At 66.2% G+C, this 15066-nt stretch carries 16 protein-coding genes and 1 pseudogene; 13 read left to right on the forward strand and 4 right to left on the reverse strand.

Features of this window, described 5'->3' with window-relative positions:
* A pseudogene (locus tag A5733_RS07675) lies at nt 1-498 on the forward strand (SAM-dependent methyltransferase); the annotation flags it as partial.
* A gap of 123 nt (nt 499-621) precedes the next feature.
* Here A5733_RS07675 and A5733_RS07680 read toward each other — a convergent pair.
* From A5733_RS07680 to A5733_RS07690, 3 genes are read right to left on the reverse strand one after another with little or no spacing between them, the layout of a single operon-like run.
* Nucleotides 622-915, reverse strand: coding sequence for a DUF503 domain-containing protein (locus tag A5733_RS07680; RefSeq protein WP_076239703.1), 294 nt, complete (start codon nt 913-915; stop codon nt 622-624).
* A 6-nt stretch (nt 916-921) separates the two neighbouring features.
* Nucleotides 922-1461: a hypothetical protein gene (locus A5733_RS07685; RefSeq protein WP_067770612.1), complete on the reverse strand. Its 540-nt coding sequence runs from the start codon at nt 1459-1461 to the stop codon at nt 922-924.
* Nucleotides 1462-1469: 8 nt separating this feature from the next.
* On the reverse strand, nt 1470-1973 hold the full coding sequence (locus A5733_RS07690) for a hypothetical protein (protein ID WP_067770614.1): 504 nt from the start codon (nt 1971-1973) through the stop codon (nt 1470-1472).
* A gap of 145 nt (nt 1974-2118) precedes the next feature.
* On the opposite strand from A5733_RS07690, the gene arc reads away from it, so the two are divergent.
* Nucleotides 2119-3921, forward strand: a complete 1803-nt coding sequence (gene arc, locus A5733_RS07695) for a proteasome ATPase (protein ID WP_076239704.1) — start codon at nt 2119-2121, stop codon at nt 3919-3921.
* A gap of 27 nt (nt 3922-3948) precedes the next feature.
* Here the strand turns inward: arc and A5733_RS07700 are convergent, their stop codons facing one another.
* Nucleotides 3949-4845: a LysR family transcriptional regulator gene (locus tag A5733_RS07700; protein ID WP_076239705.1), complete on the reverse strand. Its 897-nt coding sequence runs from the start codon at nt 4843-4845 to the stop codon at nt 3949-3951.
* A gap of 36 nt (nt 4846-4881) precedes the next feature.
* On the opposite strand from A5733_RS07700, the gene A5733_RS07705 reads away from it, so the two are divergent.
* The 11 genes from A5733_RS07705 to A5733_RS07755 all read left to right on the forward strand — a co-directional run bounded on the left by A5733_RS07705 (nt 4882) and on the right by A5733_RS07755 (nt 15024).
* The gene (locus tag A5733_RS07705) at nt 4882-5985 is read left to right on the forward strand and encodes a DMT family transporter (protein WP_233152646.1); all 1104 of its coding nucleotides are present in this window, start codon (nt 4882-4884) and stop codon (nt 5983-5985) included.
* A 255-nt stretch (nt 5986-6240) separates the two neighbouring features.
* On the forward strand, nt 6241-6786 hold the full coding sequence (ectA, locus tag A5733_RS07710; protein ID WP_076239729.1) for a diaminobutyrate acetyltransferase: 546 nt from the start codon (nt 6241-6243) through the stop codon (nt 6784-6786).
* 48 nt (nt 6787-6834) lie between these two features.
* The gene (gene ectB, locus A5733_RS07715; RefSeq protein ID WP_076239707.1) at nt 6835-8121 is read left to right on the forward strand and encodes a diaminobutyrate--2-oxoglutarate transaminase; all 1287 of its coding nucleotides are present in this window, start codon (nt 6835-6837) and stop codon (nt 8119-8121) included.
* A 13-nt stretch (nt 8122-8134) separates the two neighbouring features.
* A complete protein-coding gene (locus A5733_RS07720; protein ID WP_067770624.1) occupies nt 8135-8527 on the forward strand; it encodes an ectoine synthase in 393 nt (130 codons plus the stop codon).
* A complete protein-coding gene (gene thpD, locus A5733_RS07725) occupies nt 8524-9402 on the forward strand; it encodes an ectoine hydroxylase (protein ID WP_067770626.1) in 879 nt (292 codons plus the stop codon). Before A5733_RS07720 ends, thpD begins: the two co-directional genes overlap by 4 nt.
* 9 nt (nt 9403-9411) lie before the next feature.
* On the forward strand, nt 9412-10920 hold the full coding sequence (gene dop / locus A5733_RS07730; protein ID WP_067770628.1) for a depupylase/deamidase Dop: 1509 nt from the start codon (nt 9412-9414) through the stop codon (nt 10918-10920).
* A 105-nt stretch (nt 10921-11025) separates the two neighbouring features.
* Nucleotides 11026-11220: a ubiquitin-like protein Pup gene (locus tag A5733_RS07735; protein WP_003880265.1), complete on the forward strand. Its 195-nt coding sequence runs from the start codon at nt 11026-11028 to the stop codon at nt 11218-11220.
* Nucleotides 11217-12056, forward strand: a complete 840-nt coding sequence (gene prcB, locus A5733_RS07740; protein WP_067770630.1) for a proteasome subunit beta — start codon at nt 11217-11219, stop codon at nt 12054-12056. The genes A5733_RS07735 and prcB overlap by 4 nt, the downstream gene beginning before the upstream one ends.
* Nucleotides 12057-12788 (forward strand): proteasome subunit alpha, encoded by a 732-nt coding sequence (gene prcA / locus A5733_RS07745; protein WP_067770632.1) that lies wholly within the window; start codon nt 12057-12059, stop codon nt 12786-12788.
* A gap of 11 nt (nt 12789-12799) precedes the next feature.
* Nucleotides 12800-13768 carry an SRPBCC family protein gene (locus A5733_RS07750; RefSeq protein ID WP_233152647.1) on the forward strand — a complete coding sequence of 323 codons (969 nt, stop codon included), beginning with the start codon at nt 12800-12802 and terminating at the stop codon, nt 13766-13768.
* Entirely contained in the window at nt 13765-15024 is a 1260-nt protein-coding gene (locus A5733_RS07755) for an isoprenylcysteine carboxylmethyltransferase family protein (RefSeq protein ID WP_076239708.1), read from the forward strand. The genes A5733_RS07750 and A5733_RS07755 overlap by 4 nt, the downstream gene beginning before the upstream one ends.
* The last annotated feature ends 42 nt before the right edge of the window (nt 15025-15066 follow it).

Raw genomic sequence — 15066 nt, forward strand, 5'->3', positions numbered from 1 at the left:
GGCTCTAAGAGACAGTACGAGATCCGTGACGATCACGCCCCGACCGCCGAGCGCAACGTCATCACCTTCTTCGGTGAGCGCCCGGAGAATTGGGACCTGGTGGTCGCCGACCTCGCCGACTACGACGGGCCCGAGATGGACCGGGTGGTGCTCGACATGCTCGCCCCTTGGGAGGTGCTGCCGGCCGTGGCCAAGGCCCTGGTGCCCGGCGGTGTGTTGATCGTCTACGTCGCCACCGTGACGCAGCTGTCGCGGGTCGTGGAGGCGCTGCGCGAGCAGCAGTGCTGGACTGAGCCGCGGGCCTGGGAAAGCATGCAGCGCGGCTGGCACGTGGTGGGTCTGGCGGTACGCCCGGAACACAACATGCGCGGGCACACCGCTTTTCTGGTCAGTGCGCGCAAGTTGGCGCCCGGCGCGGTGGCCCCGGTCCCACTGCGCAAGAAGCGTCAGCTTGCCGTCGAGGCAGTGGAGTCCGAGGAGGCCGAGTCAGGCGCCTGACGGCCCAGTCGTCTACGCCGCTTTCTGCCCTACGGTCGCGCCTCGGCGGGAATCACCGCCCTCAGGTCGAAAACGGCGCGCCTGGCGCAGAGGTGCACGCGCGTGGGGCGAGCGTCCGGCGTCTCAGTCGTCGCTGTGGTGCAGACCCCGACGGGTCGACAGGAGTTCGAGTTCGGGCCGGGAGGCCACCATGCGTTCGGCGGCATCGAGCACCTGCACCACATGGGCGCGATCGGCGGCCACGAGCGCCACGCCGATGCCGGCCCGACGATGCAGGTCCAGTGAACCGCTCTCGGCGGCCGAGACTGCCAGCTTGCGCTTCAGTTCGGCGATCACCGGCCGGATGACCGAGCGCTTTTGTTTGAGCGAATGCACGTCACCGAGCAGCAGGTCGAACTCCAGCCAGCCGATCCACATACCGGCTCAGCGGGGTGGGGTGGTGGCGGGCGGGGGACCGCCGGCGCCCATCACCAGTAGGAGGTCGGCGGTGTGTCTGGTCAATTGCCAGCCGTCGCCGTGCGGGGTGAACTCCATCGGGAACGTGAACTGACGCTCGTCGTCGGTGCCGGCGGTCACCTTTACGGTGGCCACCACGTTGTTCGGCTCCGTCGGGGACCAGGCCAGATCGGTGGCCTCGAAGGTCAGCGGGGAGAAACCGTTGTCAGCCAGCGCGCGGCTGAACTTGTCGAGTGCGGCGGCGTCATCGGCGGTGCCCTGTTCCACCAGAACCACTTTGTCGCCCCCGGGAACGTTGACATCGGCCAGCCGGTACAGCACGCCGGTCAGCGCATCGGCGGGTGGCAGCGGCGCAGCGGGCGGCTCGGCCGGCGCCGCTGCGGGCATCGACGTGGTCGGTGCCGGGTGTGACCTTTTCGCGGGATGATCGTCGCTACTGCACCCGCAGAGCCCAAGTGCCGCCACAATCGTGGCGGCACTCAGGACTGCGATACGGCTGCGGTTCAACTACCTACTCAGCCGACCGAGGACAGCAGGTTCAGGGCCGACCCCTTGGAGATCTGCCAGCCGGTCGGGCTCGGGCCTGCGACGAACTGGATGTTCTGGGTCGCGGTGCCACCGAGTGCCGAGGTCGCGGTGACGTCCGCGAACGCCACGCCACCCTGATCTTCGATGTTGGCGACGTTGAAGGTGAGCGGGAACTTTCCTTCGGCGGCGGCCTTGTTGTAGGCGCGGTCGGCGGCGATGCTCTCGATCCGGCCGATCCCGCCCTGGATGTAAGGCGCCTTGCCGCTGAACGAGCCAGGGCCGGCGAGCGCCTGAAGGGTCTGGACCAGTGGTGACTCCAGTTGCGGTGCCGGCGCGGCCGGCAGGGGCGCGTCGAACACCACCGGCTGGATGGCCGGGGTCGCCGACATACCGCTGGATGCAATTGATGTCACACCCGCCGCTGCTCCGCCCACCACGGCGGCGGCTGCAGCTGCGGTGATAAAGCCGGTAACGAGGGATTTCGGGGTCACGACTGTCCTTTCGATCGGACCAACTGAACTAAGAGGCTAACAGTGCTGCTGGTGTGTCTAATTCCTAGAGCGCACACAATGGCTGAATCGCCGGTAGCGTTGAAGTTGTTACTGCACCAACTTACGGTGCGGGAGGGAGCGCAATATGAGTGAGTCAGAGCGTTCGGACATGTCCGGCGACGATGCCGCCGAGTTGGAGGCGCTGCGTCGTGAGGCCGCTGTTCTGCGTGAGCAATTGGAGAACGCGGTAGGGCCCCAGAGCGGACTGCGCAGCGCCCGCGACGTCCACCAGTTGGAGGCGCGCATCGACTCGCTTGCCTCCCGCAACGCCAAGCTGATGGACACCCTCAAAGATGCGCGCCAACAGCTGCTCGCGCTGCGTGAGGAAGTCGACCGGCTGGGCCAGCCACCCAGCGGGTACGGCGTGCTGCTCGGCACGCACGAAGACGACACCGTCGACGTGTTCACCTCAGGCCGCAAGATGCGACTCACCTGCTCGCCGAACATCGAGACCGCCACGCTCAAGCAGGGGCAGACGGTCCGGCTCAACGAGGCGCTCACCGTGGTCGAGGCCGGCACCTTCGAGGCCGTCGGAGAGATCAGCACCCTGCGCGAGATCCTGGCCGACGGGCACCGGGCCCTGGTGGTCGGGCACGCCGACGAGGAACGCATCGTCTGGCTGGCCGAGCCGCTGATCGCCGCCGCCGACCTGCCCGAAGGCTACGAGGGCGCGCTCGACGACAGCCGCCCCCGCAAACTGCGTCCCGGCGATTCGCTGCTGGTCGACACCAAAGCCGGGTATGCCTTCGAACGCATCCCCAAGGCCGAGGTGGAGGACCTCGTGCTCGAAGAGGTGCCCGATGTCAGCTACAACGACATCGGTGGCCTGGGCCGGCAGATCGAGCAGATCCGCGACGCCGTGGAACTGCCGTTCCTGCACAAAGAGCTCTACCGCGAGTATTCGCTGCGGCCGCCCAAGGGGGTGCTGCTCTACGGCCCGCCCGGTTGCGGCAAGACGCTGATCGCCAAGGCCGTGGCGAATTCGCTGGCCAAGAAGATGGCCGAGGTGCGCGGCGACGATGCCCGCGAGGCGAAGAGCTACTTCCTCAACATCAAAGGCCCCGAGCTGCTGAACAAGTTCGTCGGTGAGACCGAACGGCACATCCGGCTGATCTTCCAGCGGGCCCGCGAGAAGGCCTCCGAGGGCACCCCGGTGATCGTGTTCTTCGACGAGATGGACTCGATCTTCCGCACTCGCGGCACGGGCGTCAGCTCCGACGTCGAAACCACCGTCGTCCCACAGCTTCTCAGTGAGATCGACGGTGTGGAGGGGCTGGAGAACGTCATCGTGATCGGCGCCTCCAACCGCGAGGACATGATCGATCCGGCGATCCTGCGACCCGGCCGCCTCGACGTCAAGATCAAGATCGAGCGGCCGGACGCCGAATCGGCCCAGGACATCTTCTCGAAGTACCTGACCGAGGACCTTCCGGTGCATGCCGACGACCTCGACGAATTCGGCGGTGACCGGGCCCTGACGATCAAGACCATGATCGAGAAGGTCGTGGACCGGATGTACGCCGAGATCGACGACAACCGCTTCCTGGAGGTCACCTACGCCAACGGTGACAAAGAAGTCATGTACTTCAAGGACTTCAACTCCGGGGCAATGATCCAGAACGTTGTCGACCGGGCGAAGAAGAACGCGATCAAGAGCGTGCTGGAGACCGGTCAGCCCGGTCTGCGTATTCAGCACCTGCTGGATTCGATCGTCGACGAGTTCGCCGAGAACGAGGACCTGCCCAACACCACCAATCCCGATGACTGGGCCCGGATCTCGGGCAAGAAGGGCGAGCGGATCGTCTACATCCGCACGCTGGTCACCGGCAAGAGCTCCTCGGCCAGTCGCGCCATCGACACCGAGTCGAACCTGGGGCAGTACCTGTAGCGCTGTCGGGGTCAGTGTCGATGCGGGCTACGGCGCGCTGATCTCGGCGGCGGCGGCAACGAGTTCGTCGAGCACCGCAGCCACGGCAGGCCGCGTCCGCGCGCCCGCTCGGGTGATCGCCTCCACCTGACGGGCCACGGTGATGTCGGTGATCGGTACCCGAACGAGGTCGCGGGCCAGCATCACGTAGCGGGGCATCAGGGCGATGCCGGTGCCTGCGTGCACCAACTCCTCGACGACGCGGAAATCGTTGATCCGCTGACTGATCCGGGGTTGGACGCCCGACAGGATGGCGATCGAGTTGAGCACGTCGTCGACCATCAGTCCGCCCTCGACACCGATCCAGTGCTCGTCGGCCAACTCGGCGAGCCGGACCTGGCCCTGACCGGCGAGGTGGTGCCGGGGCGGCAGGAGGACATCCAGCGGTTCCCGTAGCAACGCGGTTGCCTCGAACCGCGGACCCCACGCGGACCGGTCGCGCTCGTCGCGGTGCACCACCACCACGTCGAACTCGGCCAGTTGTGCCGGTGCCCGCGCTGCCGGGACGTCGACATCGCGTCCGCGTACCTGCACGCCACGTGCAGCTGCCCGGATGATCAACGGCGCCAACAACATCGCCGCTCCCGAGGGGAAGAAGGACACGCTGACCGTGCCGTGCGGCGTGCTGCGGTAGGTGTCCATCTCAGCGCGGGCGCGGTCCAGCGCGGCCAGCACGGCATCGGCGTGGCCGACCAACATCTGGCCGGCGTCGGTCAGGCGCACGCGCCTGCCGTCGGGTTCGATCAGGATCACGCCGGCCTCGCGTTGCAGGATCTTCAGTTGCTGTGAGACCGCCGAGGGCGTCATCGACAGGGCCCGGGCCACGGCGGAGACCGTGCCGTGGTCCGCGAGTTCGCGCAGCATGCGCAGACGGCCCGCATCCATGAAGAAATACTACATATATTCGTCAAAAAGATTAGCTTGACTGAACTATATGCCGTCGCGACGCTGATCGACATGACCCGGCGTTCTCTCGATGTCTCCCTGCTGGCCGTGGCGGCGTTGTGGGGGTCGAGTTATCTGGCCACCAAGGAAGTCGTCGGGCCGGCATCGGTTTTCCCGATTCTGGTGCTGCGGTTCGCGTTCGCGACCGCCGTGCTGGCCGGTGTTCTGGCGCGCCGGCTGTCAGGGTTGACGAGTGCCGAGATGGTCGCCGGTGTCGTCGGCGGGACCTTGTTGACCGCCGTCTGCGCCGCCGAGACCTACGGGGTCACGATGACTTCGGCCTCGAACGCGGGGTTGATCATGGCGCTGACCATCGTGGCCACCCCGGTGCTGCAGCGCAGTCCCGTCGGCCGCCGCTTCTACCTCGCGGCGACGCTTGCGGTGATCGGTTGCACGTTGTTGACCCAATCCGGCGGCTTCACCGCGGCGCGACTGGGAGACCTCGTCATCGTGATCGCCGCCCTGCTGCGTGCGATTCACGTCATCACCCTGGCGCGGCTGTCCGAGAGGGCCGGAACCGACGCCGCGCGAACGACTTTAATTCAGCTCCTGACGGTCGCCGTCGTGTCGACGATGTTGTGCGCGGCGACGGGGCAGTCCATGTGGACGACGGCGACAGGCCTCGATATGGCCCAATGGTCCCTCGTCGGCTACCTGGCATTGGGATGCACGGTTTTCGCGTTCCTGGTCCAGTTGCGGGCGCTGAGAGTGACCAGTCCGGCCCGGGTCAGCCTGCTGTTGGGCACCGAGCCGATGTGGGCTGTCCTGCTCGGCATCGTGATGGGTGGGGATCCGGTCACCGGCACCGGAATCGCCGGTGCCGTCTTGGTGATCGCCGGCACCGGTTGGGGGCGGCAGGTGCTGACGCTCGCACACGACGGATCGCGTGGCGTTGCCCGATCTGGCCCTCGGCGACCGCTGATGCCGCGGGCCGGCGGCGAATCGGCAAGCCACTCCACCGTCCATTCCAGGTGCATTCCGGGCGCCGATAATTGGAATTTATTGGAATTCCTCCCGACCCGGAATAGGTGGGAAATCTCTCGAATGCGTCACGTTTCACCCGCCGGCGCACCGATGTGAGGTCGGGCCGGTCCGGCGTCGACGACCAGCACCGCCCAGGCAAATGTAACGATCCGGTAACGGTGGCAAATCTTATCTGAGATCTAATAATTGCCGGGTTTCTGCAGGTCAGTGTGGGTGTTCGCGAAGCCGTCCGAGCGCCACACGAGGCCGTGGCGCTTGATCCGGGCAATGGGGTGTGCTTACGTCGATGGCACCGATGGCTTGAAACTGACGATGCTCGCTGAGAAGTTCGGTGGTGACTTTCAACTCGATATGCATGTTTTAGAAAGCGTTCCGGGACGCCATTCCCGGGAAGAATCCCTGCGCCCACCACGGGCCACCGATGCGCTTGGTATCCGCGATATCGCGGAATCCACCGGAGTGCTCGATCTGAATTCCACCTACGCCTATCTCCTGCTGGCGACAGATTTTGCTGCCACGTCAATCGTCGCCGAATGCGATGGTGACCTGCGCGGATTCATCACGGGCTACCACCCGCCTCCACGGCCGGACGTCTTGTTCGTCTGGCAGGTCGCCGTGGCGTCGTCCGCCCAGGGGGGCGGCCTGGCCAGCACCATGCTCGACGCACTCGTGCATCGGGTGCGGGCCCAACGCGACGGGCGCCCGGTCACCGTGGAAGCCACGGTCGCACCCGACAACGCCGCATCCCGCGCGTTCTTCGGCGCCTTCGCCCGCCGTCACGGGGTCCCGGTCGTCGAGGACCCGCATTTCGGGCGCGAGCTCCTCGATGCCCACGGGGCGCACGAGGACGAGCCCATCCTGCGGATGGGTCCGATCACCACGCCCCTGTCTCGCTGAAACCAGTTCGCCGATAACCAGTTTCATTTTGATTGGAAGGATTTTCCCTTGCTGCTCGCTTCAACAGAGCCGTTGACCGAGTCTGACCTCCCCGACGTGTTCAGCTCCGTCGAGTCCGAGGTCCGTAGTTATTGCCGCAGTTGGCCCACCGTCATGAACAGCGCCTCGGGCTCCTGGATGACCGACACCGAGGGCCGCACCTACATCGACTTCTTCGCCGGCGCAGGCGCATTGAACTACGGGCACAACAACGCCGCGCTCAAGGAGCCGTTGCTGCAGTACCTCGCCTCCGACGGGATCGTGCACTCGCTGGACATGGCAACCGCGGCCAAGCAGCGCTTCCTGGAGACCTTCGAACGGCTCATCCTGCAGCCGCGCGCCCTGGACTACAAGGTCCAGTTCCCCGGCCCGACCGGCGCCAACACCGTGGAGTCGGCGCTCAAGCTGGCCCGGAAGGTCACCGGCCGTGAGTCGGTCATCAGCTTCACCAACGCATTTCACGGCATGACCCTGGGAGCGCTGTCGGTCACGGGCAACTCGATGAAGCGTGCCGGAGCGGGGATTCCGCTGGTGCACGCCACGCCGATGCCGTACGACAACTACTTCGGCGGCGTCACCGAGGACTTCCAGTGGTTCGAGCGCGTGCTCGACGATTCGGGCAGCGGACTGAACCGGCCGGCCGCGGTGATCGTCGAAACCGTCCAGGGCGAGGGCGGTCTCAATGTCGCCCGGATCGAATGGTTGCGCGCACTGGCCGAACTGTGCCGCAAGCGCGACATCCTGCTGATCGTCGACGACGTGCAGATGGGGTGTGGCCGCACCGGACCGTTCTTCAGCTTCGAGGCCGCAGGCATCGTTCCCGATATCGTCACGCTGTCGAAGTCGGTCAGTGGTTACGGCCTGCCCATGGCGCTCACGCTGTTCCGCCGCGACCTCGACGTGTGGACGCCGGGGGAGCACAACGGAACTTTCCGCGGACACAACCCCGCATTCATCACCGCCACCGCGGCGTTGGAAACCTATTGGCAGACAGATAAATTCAGTCTGGACACGGTGGCCAAGGGCGAGCTCATCCGGGGGCGGCTGGAAGAGATCGGCGCCGCACACGACGGGGTGAATGCCCGTGGTCGGGGAATGGCCCAGGGCCTGCGGTTCGACGACGCGGATCTGGCCGGTCAGGTGTGCCGGGCCGCGTTCGACCGCGGTGCGCTCATGGAGACCAGTGGCCCGTCCGACGAAGTGGTCAAACTGCTTCCGCCGCTGACTGCTTCGCCCGCCGAACTGTCCGAGGGACTGGACATCCTCGCCGAGTCCGTCGCCGTCACGCTGGCCTGAGGAGGCTTGAAACATGATTGTTCGCACCACTGCTGAGATCACCGGGACCGACCGCGACGTCGCCGACGGCACCTGGCGGTCCAAGCGCATCATCCTGGCCGGCGACGGTGTGGGCTTCTCGTTCCACGAGACCACCATCGAGGCCGGTTCGGTCAACGAATTCCACTACCAGCACCATGTCGAGGCGGTGTGGGTGATCGAGGGCACCGGCACCCTGACGGATCTGAAAACCGGTCAGGAGTACCCGCTGGCCGACGGAACCATGTACCTGCTCAACGACCATGACCACCACCGGGTCACCTGCGACCAGCAACTGCGCATGCTGTGCGTCTTCAATCCGCCGGTGACCGGACGGGAAGTGCATGACGAGAACGGCGTGTACCCGGCGCCGCAATCGGTCGCATGAGCAGGCCAGATCCCTACCCGACCCGCCTCGACCACGCCATCGAGCCGATACCCCGGCAGGAGCCGTCCGTGTGGGGTACCGAGGCCGACGGGCCGTTGAGCCAGAGCCACCTCGACGGCTTCTCCGACTACGGCTACCTGGTGGCGCCGGACACGGTCTCCGGTGATTGGCTGCCGTTGCTGCGGCACGAATTGGACCGCATCGCAGCCGATCTGGATGACGACGATCCGCGGGTGATCCGTGAGCCGGGTGGGACGATCCGCTCGATCTTCGAACCGCATCTGCTCAGCGACCTGGTGGCCCAGGTCGTCCGGCTCGACACGGTGCTGCCGGTCGCCCGGCAGCTGCTCGGCGGCGACGTCTACATCCACCAGGCCCGGATCAACCTGATGCCCGGCTTCACCGGGACGGGGTTCTACTGGCATTCGGACTTCGAGACCTGGCATGCCGAGGACGGCATGCCGGCAATCCGTGCGGTGTCGTGCTCGATCGCGCTGACGCACAACTACCCGTACAACGGGTCGCTCATGGTGATCCCCGGATCGCACCAGACGTTCTATCCCTGCGTCGGTGCCACACCCGCGGACAACCACGACACCTCCCTGGTGGCCCAGAGCATCGGCGTCCCGGATCAGACGACCCTGACCAAGGCGGTCGACCAGCACGACATCCACCAGTTCACCGGTCCGCCCGGCACCGCGCTGTGGTTCGACGCGAACCTGCTGCACGGGTCCGGCTCCAACATCACGCCGCTGCCGCGGTCGAACGTGTTCCTGGTGTTCAACTCGGTGGACAACGCGCTGACCGAACCCTTCGCCGCGCCGCGGCCGCGACCCGAATACCTGGCGGCTCGGGGTGCGCAGGCCGTCACCTAGGCTGGCCTCATGCAACGGATCATCGGAACTGAGGTCGAATACGGCATCTCGTCGCCGTCTGATCCGACCGCCAATCCGATCCTGACCTCGACTCAGGCGGTGCTGGCGTACGCGGCGGCCGCCGGAATCCAGCGCGGCAAGCGCACCCGGTGGGATTACGAGGTCGAATCCCCGCTACGCGACGCCCGTGGATTCGACCTGTCCCGCGCCTCGGGGCCGGCGCCGATCGTCGACGCCGACGAGGTCGGTGCGGCCAACATGATCCTCACCAACGGTGCCCGGCTGTATGTGGATCATGCCCATCCGGAGTACTCGGCACCCGAGTGCACCGACCCGATGGACGCGGTGATCTGGGACAAGGCCGGCGAACGCGTGATGGAGGCCGCCGCCCGCCACGTCGCCAGCGTGCCTGGGGCGGCCAAGCTGCAGCTCTACAAGAACAACGTGGACGGCAAAGGCGCCTCCTACGGGTCGCACGAGAACTATCTGATGAGCCGGCAGACCCCGTTCTCGGCGGTGATCGCGGGGTTCACCCCGTTCCTGGTATCGCGCCAGGTCGTGACGGGCTCGGGCCGCGTCGGTATCGGGCCCTCCGGTGACGACCCGGGTTTCCAGCTGTCGCAGCGGGCCGACTACATCGAGGTCGAGGTCGGCCTGGAGACCACGCTCAAGCGCGGCATCATCAACACCCGCGACGAGCCGCACGCCGACGCCGACAAATACCGCCGGTTGCACGTCATCATCGGTGATGCCAACCTGGCCGAGACGTCGACCTACCTCAAGCTCGGTACCAGTTCGCTGGTGCTCGACCTGATCGAGGAGGGGCCGCAGTTCGGCCTGGACCTGTCGGATCTGGCATTGGCCCGCCCGGTGCACGCGGTGCACGTGATCAGCCGCGACCCGTCGTTGCGGGCCACGGTGGCGCTGGCCGACGGCAGGGAGATGACGGCGTTGGCGCTGCAACGGGTGTACCTGGACCGGGTGGCCAAACTGGTCGACGCCCGCGATCCGGATCCCCGGGCCTCCCACGTCGTGGAGACCTGGGCCCACGTGCTCGATCTGCTCGAACGCGATCCCATGGAATGTGCCGACCTCCTGGACTGGCCGGCCAAACTGCGGCTGCTGGAGGGATTCCGTCAGCGCGAGAACCTCAGCTGGCAGGCGCCGCGGCTGCACCTGGTCGACCTGCAGTATTCCGACGTGCGGCTGGACAAGGGCCTGTACAACCGGTTGGTGGCCCGCGGTTCGATGAAGCGTCTGGTCACCGAGCAACAGGTGCTCGACGCCGTCGACAACCCACCGACCGATACCCGCGCCTACTTCCGCGGTGAATGCCTGCGCCGGTTCGGTTCCGACATCGCCGCCGCCAGTTGGGACTCGGTGATCTTCGATCTCGGCGGGGATTCGCTCGTCCGGATTCCGACGCTGGAACCGCTGCGCGGAAGCAAGGCACATGTCGGTGCGTTGCTGGACTCCGTGGACAGCGCCGTCGAACTCGTCGAGCAACTCACGAACTGACGATCTGGACCGGTGAGCTATCCCGGGCAATCCGGATGATGACCGGTACTGTGGAAGAACCGGTTGGGCGGTTAGCCCGGCCGATGACAATTGCAGGAGGCAGCGATGGCTCAAGAGCAGACCAAGCGTGGTGGCGGCGGCGGCGAGGATGACGACCTGCCGGGTGCATCCGCTGCTGGGCAGGAGCGTCGCGAGAAGCTGGCCGAAGAGACCGACGATCTGCTTGACGAGATCGATGACGTGCTGGAAGAGAACGCAGAGGACTTCGTGCGCGCGTACGTCCAAAAGGGCGGCCAGTGACCTGGCGCGAAAACTTGTCCTTGCCTTTCTCGCAACCCCTCGAGCTGTCGTCCTTCTCCGAACTGCTGCGCCGGCAGGCCCCTGAACTGTTGCCGGTCAACCGCATCGCCGACGGCGGGATCACCACGACCAACGCGGTTCCGCACGGGACGACCATCGTCGCGATCAAGTACCGCGGCGGGGTGCTGATCGCCGGTGACCGCCGCTCCACGCAGGGCAACATGATCGCCGGCCGCGACGTGCAGAAGGTGTACATCACCGACGATTACACGGCCACCGGCATCGCCGGCACCGCCGCGATCGCCGTCGAGTTCGCCCGGCTCTACGCCGTGGAGTTGGAGCACTACGAAAAGGTCGAAGGCGTCCCGCTGACGTTCCGCGGCAAGGTCAACCGCCTGGCCATCATGGTGCGCGGCAACCTCGGCGCGGCCCTCCAGGGTTTCGTGGCGCTGCCGCTGCTGGTCGGTTACGACGTGGACGCCGCTGATGCCGAAAATGCCGGCCGGATCGTGTCGTTCGACGCCGCCGGCGGCTGGAACATCGAGGAAGAGGGCTACCAGTCGGTGGGCTCGGGCTCGATTTTCGCCAAGTCGTCGATCAAGAAGCTGTATCCCCAAGTGGTGGACGCGGACTCGGCCCTGAAGGTGGCCATCGAGGCGCTCTACGACGCCGCCGATGACGACTCCGCGACCGGCGGTCCCGATCTGGTGCGCGGCATCTATCCGACCGCGGTGACCATCGGGTCCGAGGGCGCAGTGGAGATCACCGAGGAACGCATCGCCGAGCTGGCTCGCGAGGTCATCGCGCGCCGGACCCGGACGGGCGGTGAGGGGTAAATGAGCTTCCCGTACTTCATCTCGCCCGAACAGGCGATGCGTGAGCGCTCCGAGTTGGCGCGCAAGGGCATTTCCCGCGGGCGCAGCGTGATCGCGTTGGTCTACGACAACGGCGTGTTGTTCGTCGCCGAGAATCCGTCGCGGTCACTGCAGAAGATCAGCGAGCTCTACGACCGCGTCGGCTTCGCCGCCGTCGGCCGGTTCAACGAATTCGACAACCTGCGTCGCGGCGGCATCCAGTTCGCCGACACCCGCGGCTACGCCTACGATCGTCGCGATGTGACGGGCCGTCAGTTGGCCAACGTCTACGCGCAGACACTCGGCACGATCTTCACCGAGCAGGCCAAGCCCTACGAGGTGGAGCTGTGTGTGGCCGAGGTGGCGCATTACGGCGAAACCAAGGCCCCTGAGCTGTACCGGATCACCTATGACGGGTCGATCGCCGACGAGCCGCACTTCGTCGTGATGGGCGGTACCACCGAGCCGATCGCCGCCGCGTTGACCGAATCCTTCACCGAGAACGCCGATCTGGGGGCCGCGGTCAAGATCGCGGTTCAGGCACTCAGCGCGAGCAGCAACGGCTCCGAGCCGCGGGTGCTCGGGCCGTCCACCCTCGAGGTGGCGGTGCTGGATGCCACGAGGCCACGTCGTTGTTTCCGGCGGATCACCGGTGCGGCTTTGGAAGCGCTTCTGCCGGAGCCGAATTCGGAAGCGCCGGACCCGGCCGAGTAGTAGGCGCCGCCATGGGGGAGGGCAAAGCGCAGCGCAGGCAGGAGCCCGGAAGATATCGGCCGACGCGTGCACAATGGTCCCTTGCCGGTCTGATCCTGGCTTTCGTGGTCGGTGTCGTGCTGTTCAAGGTGCTCAAGGGCGTAGGGCTCGGGCAGACAGCGGCCTTCTACATCGGCATCCCGTCGGTGCTGGCGCTGATTCTGACGTTGAGCGCGCCGTCCGGGCGGGCAATGGGGATGACGCTCAAGGCGGTCACCATTCTGCTACTGCTGGCGATGCCGGTGGCCGGCGAAGGCTTCATCTGTGTGATCATCGCTGCGCCGTTGTTCTATGCGGTGGCGATAGTCGTGGTGTTGATCGTTCGAGCGCTGCGGAACTCTGCCCGTCGTGGCCCAGCGCGGGTCTGGGTGCTGCCTGCAGTCGTCGTCATGTTGACCATGGAAGGCGTTGTGCCGGCACTCACGATGCCCGGCGACAGCACGGTTTCGGCGACCCGCGTCGTGGCGGCGACACCGGAGCAGGTCGCCGAGGCGCTGGCCCGGCCGCTGCAGTTCACCGATGTTGCGCCGTCCGGGGTACTCGCTCTCGGCTTTCCGCGACCGATGATGGATCACGGAAGCACGTTGCAGGTGGGAGACCGGCGAACGGTGATGTTCGAGGGCGGCCATCACCGGCCGGCGTTCGTTGCGGCTCACCACTGGGGTGAGGCGCCCTCGACGCTGGAGTTCGAGGTGGCCGCCAAGGCTCCTGACTCGGTGAGGTTCCGTGCGGTTTCGGATTCCACGCCTTTGGCGACTTGGCTGACCTGGCACTCCGCCGATGTGAGTTGGCGCGCTGTTGACGCCGATCACACCGAGATCACCTGGTCGTTGAGCTACACCCGTCGGCTCGCGCCGGCTTGGTACTTCGGGCCCATCGAAGCTGTGGTGACGCAGCGGGCGGCGGCATATCTGCTCGATGCCATCGACCTAGAGCCGTGACCACCGGCCTGGATGTCACCACGCTGCGCAGCGGCGCGGTGCTGGTTCCCTTCGCGCTCGCGGCAGCACTGTGGTTGGCCGCGCCAAACGAACGGATCGGCGCGGCGCTGGCGATCCTGTGGAACTCAGTGTGGTTGGCGGTGGTCAACGCGGTGGCGGTGGTGGCCGGGTGGTGGGCGTTCGGTACCCAGGGATTGATGTGGGCCGGTGTTCCCGTCGACGTGATCCTGGGATGGGCGGTGTTGTGGGGCGCGGTTCCGGTGTTGTTGATGCGGTGGGTGAATCCCGTTGTGTCAGCCGCGGTTCTGGTCGTCGCCGATGTGCTTGTCATGGATTCCCTGACGCCGCTGGTGGAGCTGAACGCCCACTGGGGGTGGGGTGAGTTGCTCTCCGTGACAACGTGTCTCGTGCCGGGCGTGGTGCTCGGTTGGGCGACTGTACGACGCCGACACCTGTGGCTACGGGTCAGCCTGCAGGTGGCACTTTTCGCGGCGATCCTGCTGTTCGTCGTTCCGGCATTGACTTTCGCGCTGACCGACACCGGCTTGTCAGACATCACCGGCGGCTTCGCCGGGTTGACCGACTCGATCCTGCTCCAGATTGGTCTGCTCGCTGTGGTGGTCGCCTTGCGGGCGGTTGCCGATTTCGCGCATCACGGCGGCAGCCCGTTTCCGTGGGATCCGCCACTGCGGCTGGTGACGTCCGGTCCGTATGCGTTCGTCGCCAACCCCATGCAGATCGCGGCGGTCGTCCTGCTCGTGCTGGGGGCGGTCATCCTGGGGCAACCGGGGCTTGCGCTGGCGGCCGGGGTCGGCGTCATATTCAGTGCAGGTATTGCCGGGTGGTACGAACGGGACCAACTTCGGGGCCGGTTTGGCGAGGATTGGATCGCCTACCGGCGTGTGGTGAAGGACTTCATGCCGCGGTGGCGGCCTTACCCCCACCGGTCAATGGCTCGGCTGTACGTGGCGGTGTCCTGCGATCCATGCAGCGATGTCGGAAGCTGGTTGCAGCGGCGACATCCCACCGCGCTGAGCATCGAGCCCGCCGAAGCTCACCCCGAGAACCTGCGTCGTCTGCGGTACGAATCGGATTCGGTCGTGCTCACCGGCACCCGAGCGTTGGCGGCCGCCCTTGAGCACATTTCACTGGGCTGGGCGCTGCTCGGTTGGCTGATGCGTGCACCCGGGTTGGCGGTGTTCCTTCAACTGCTCGCCGATGCTGTCGGTGCAGGCCCGCGCGCGATCACCCGGTGATGCCGGTGAATCTGACAGCATGGCATCAAAAAATATGATGCT

Origin of the sequence: Mycobacterium sp. NS-7484 (assembly GCF_001953975.1) — a bacterium.
Lineage (GTDB): Bacteria > Actinomycetota > Actinomycetes > Mycobacteriales > Mycobacteriaceae > Mycobacterium.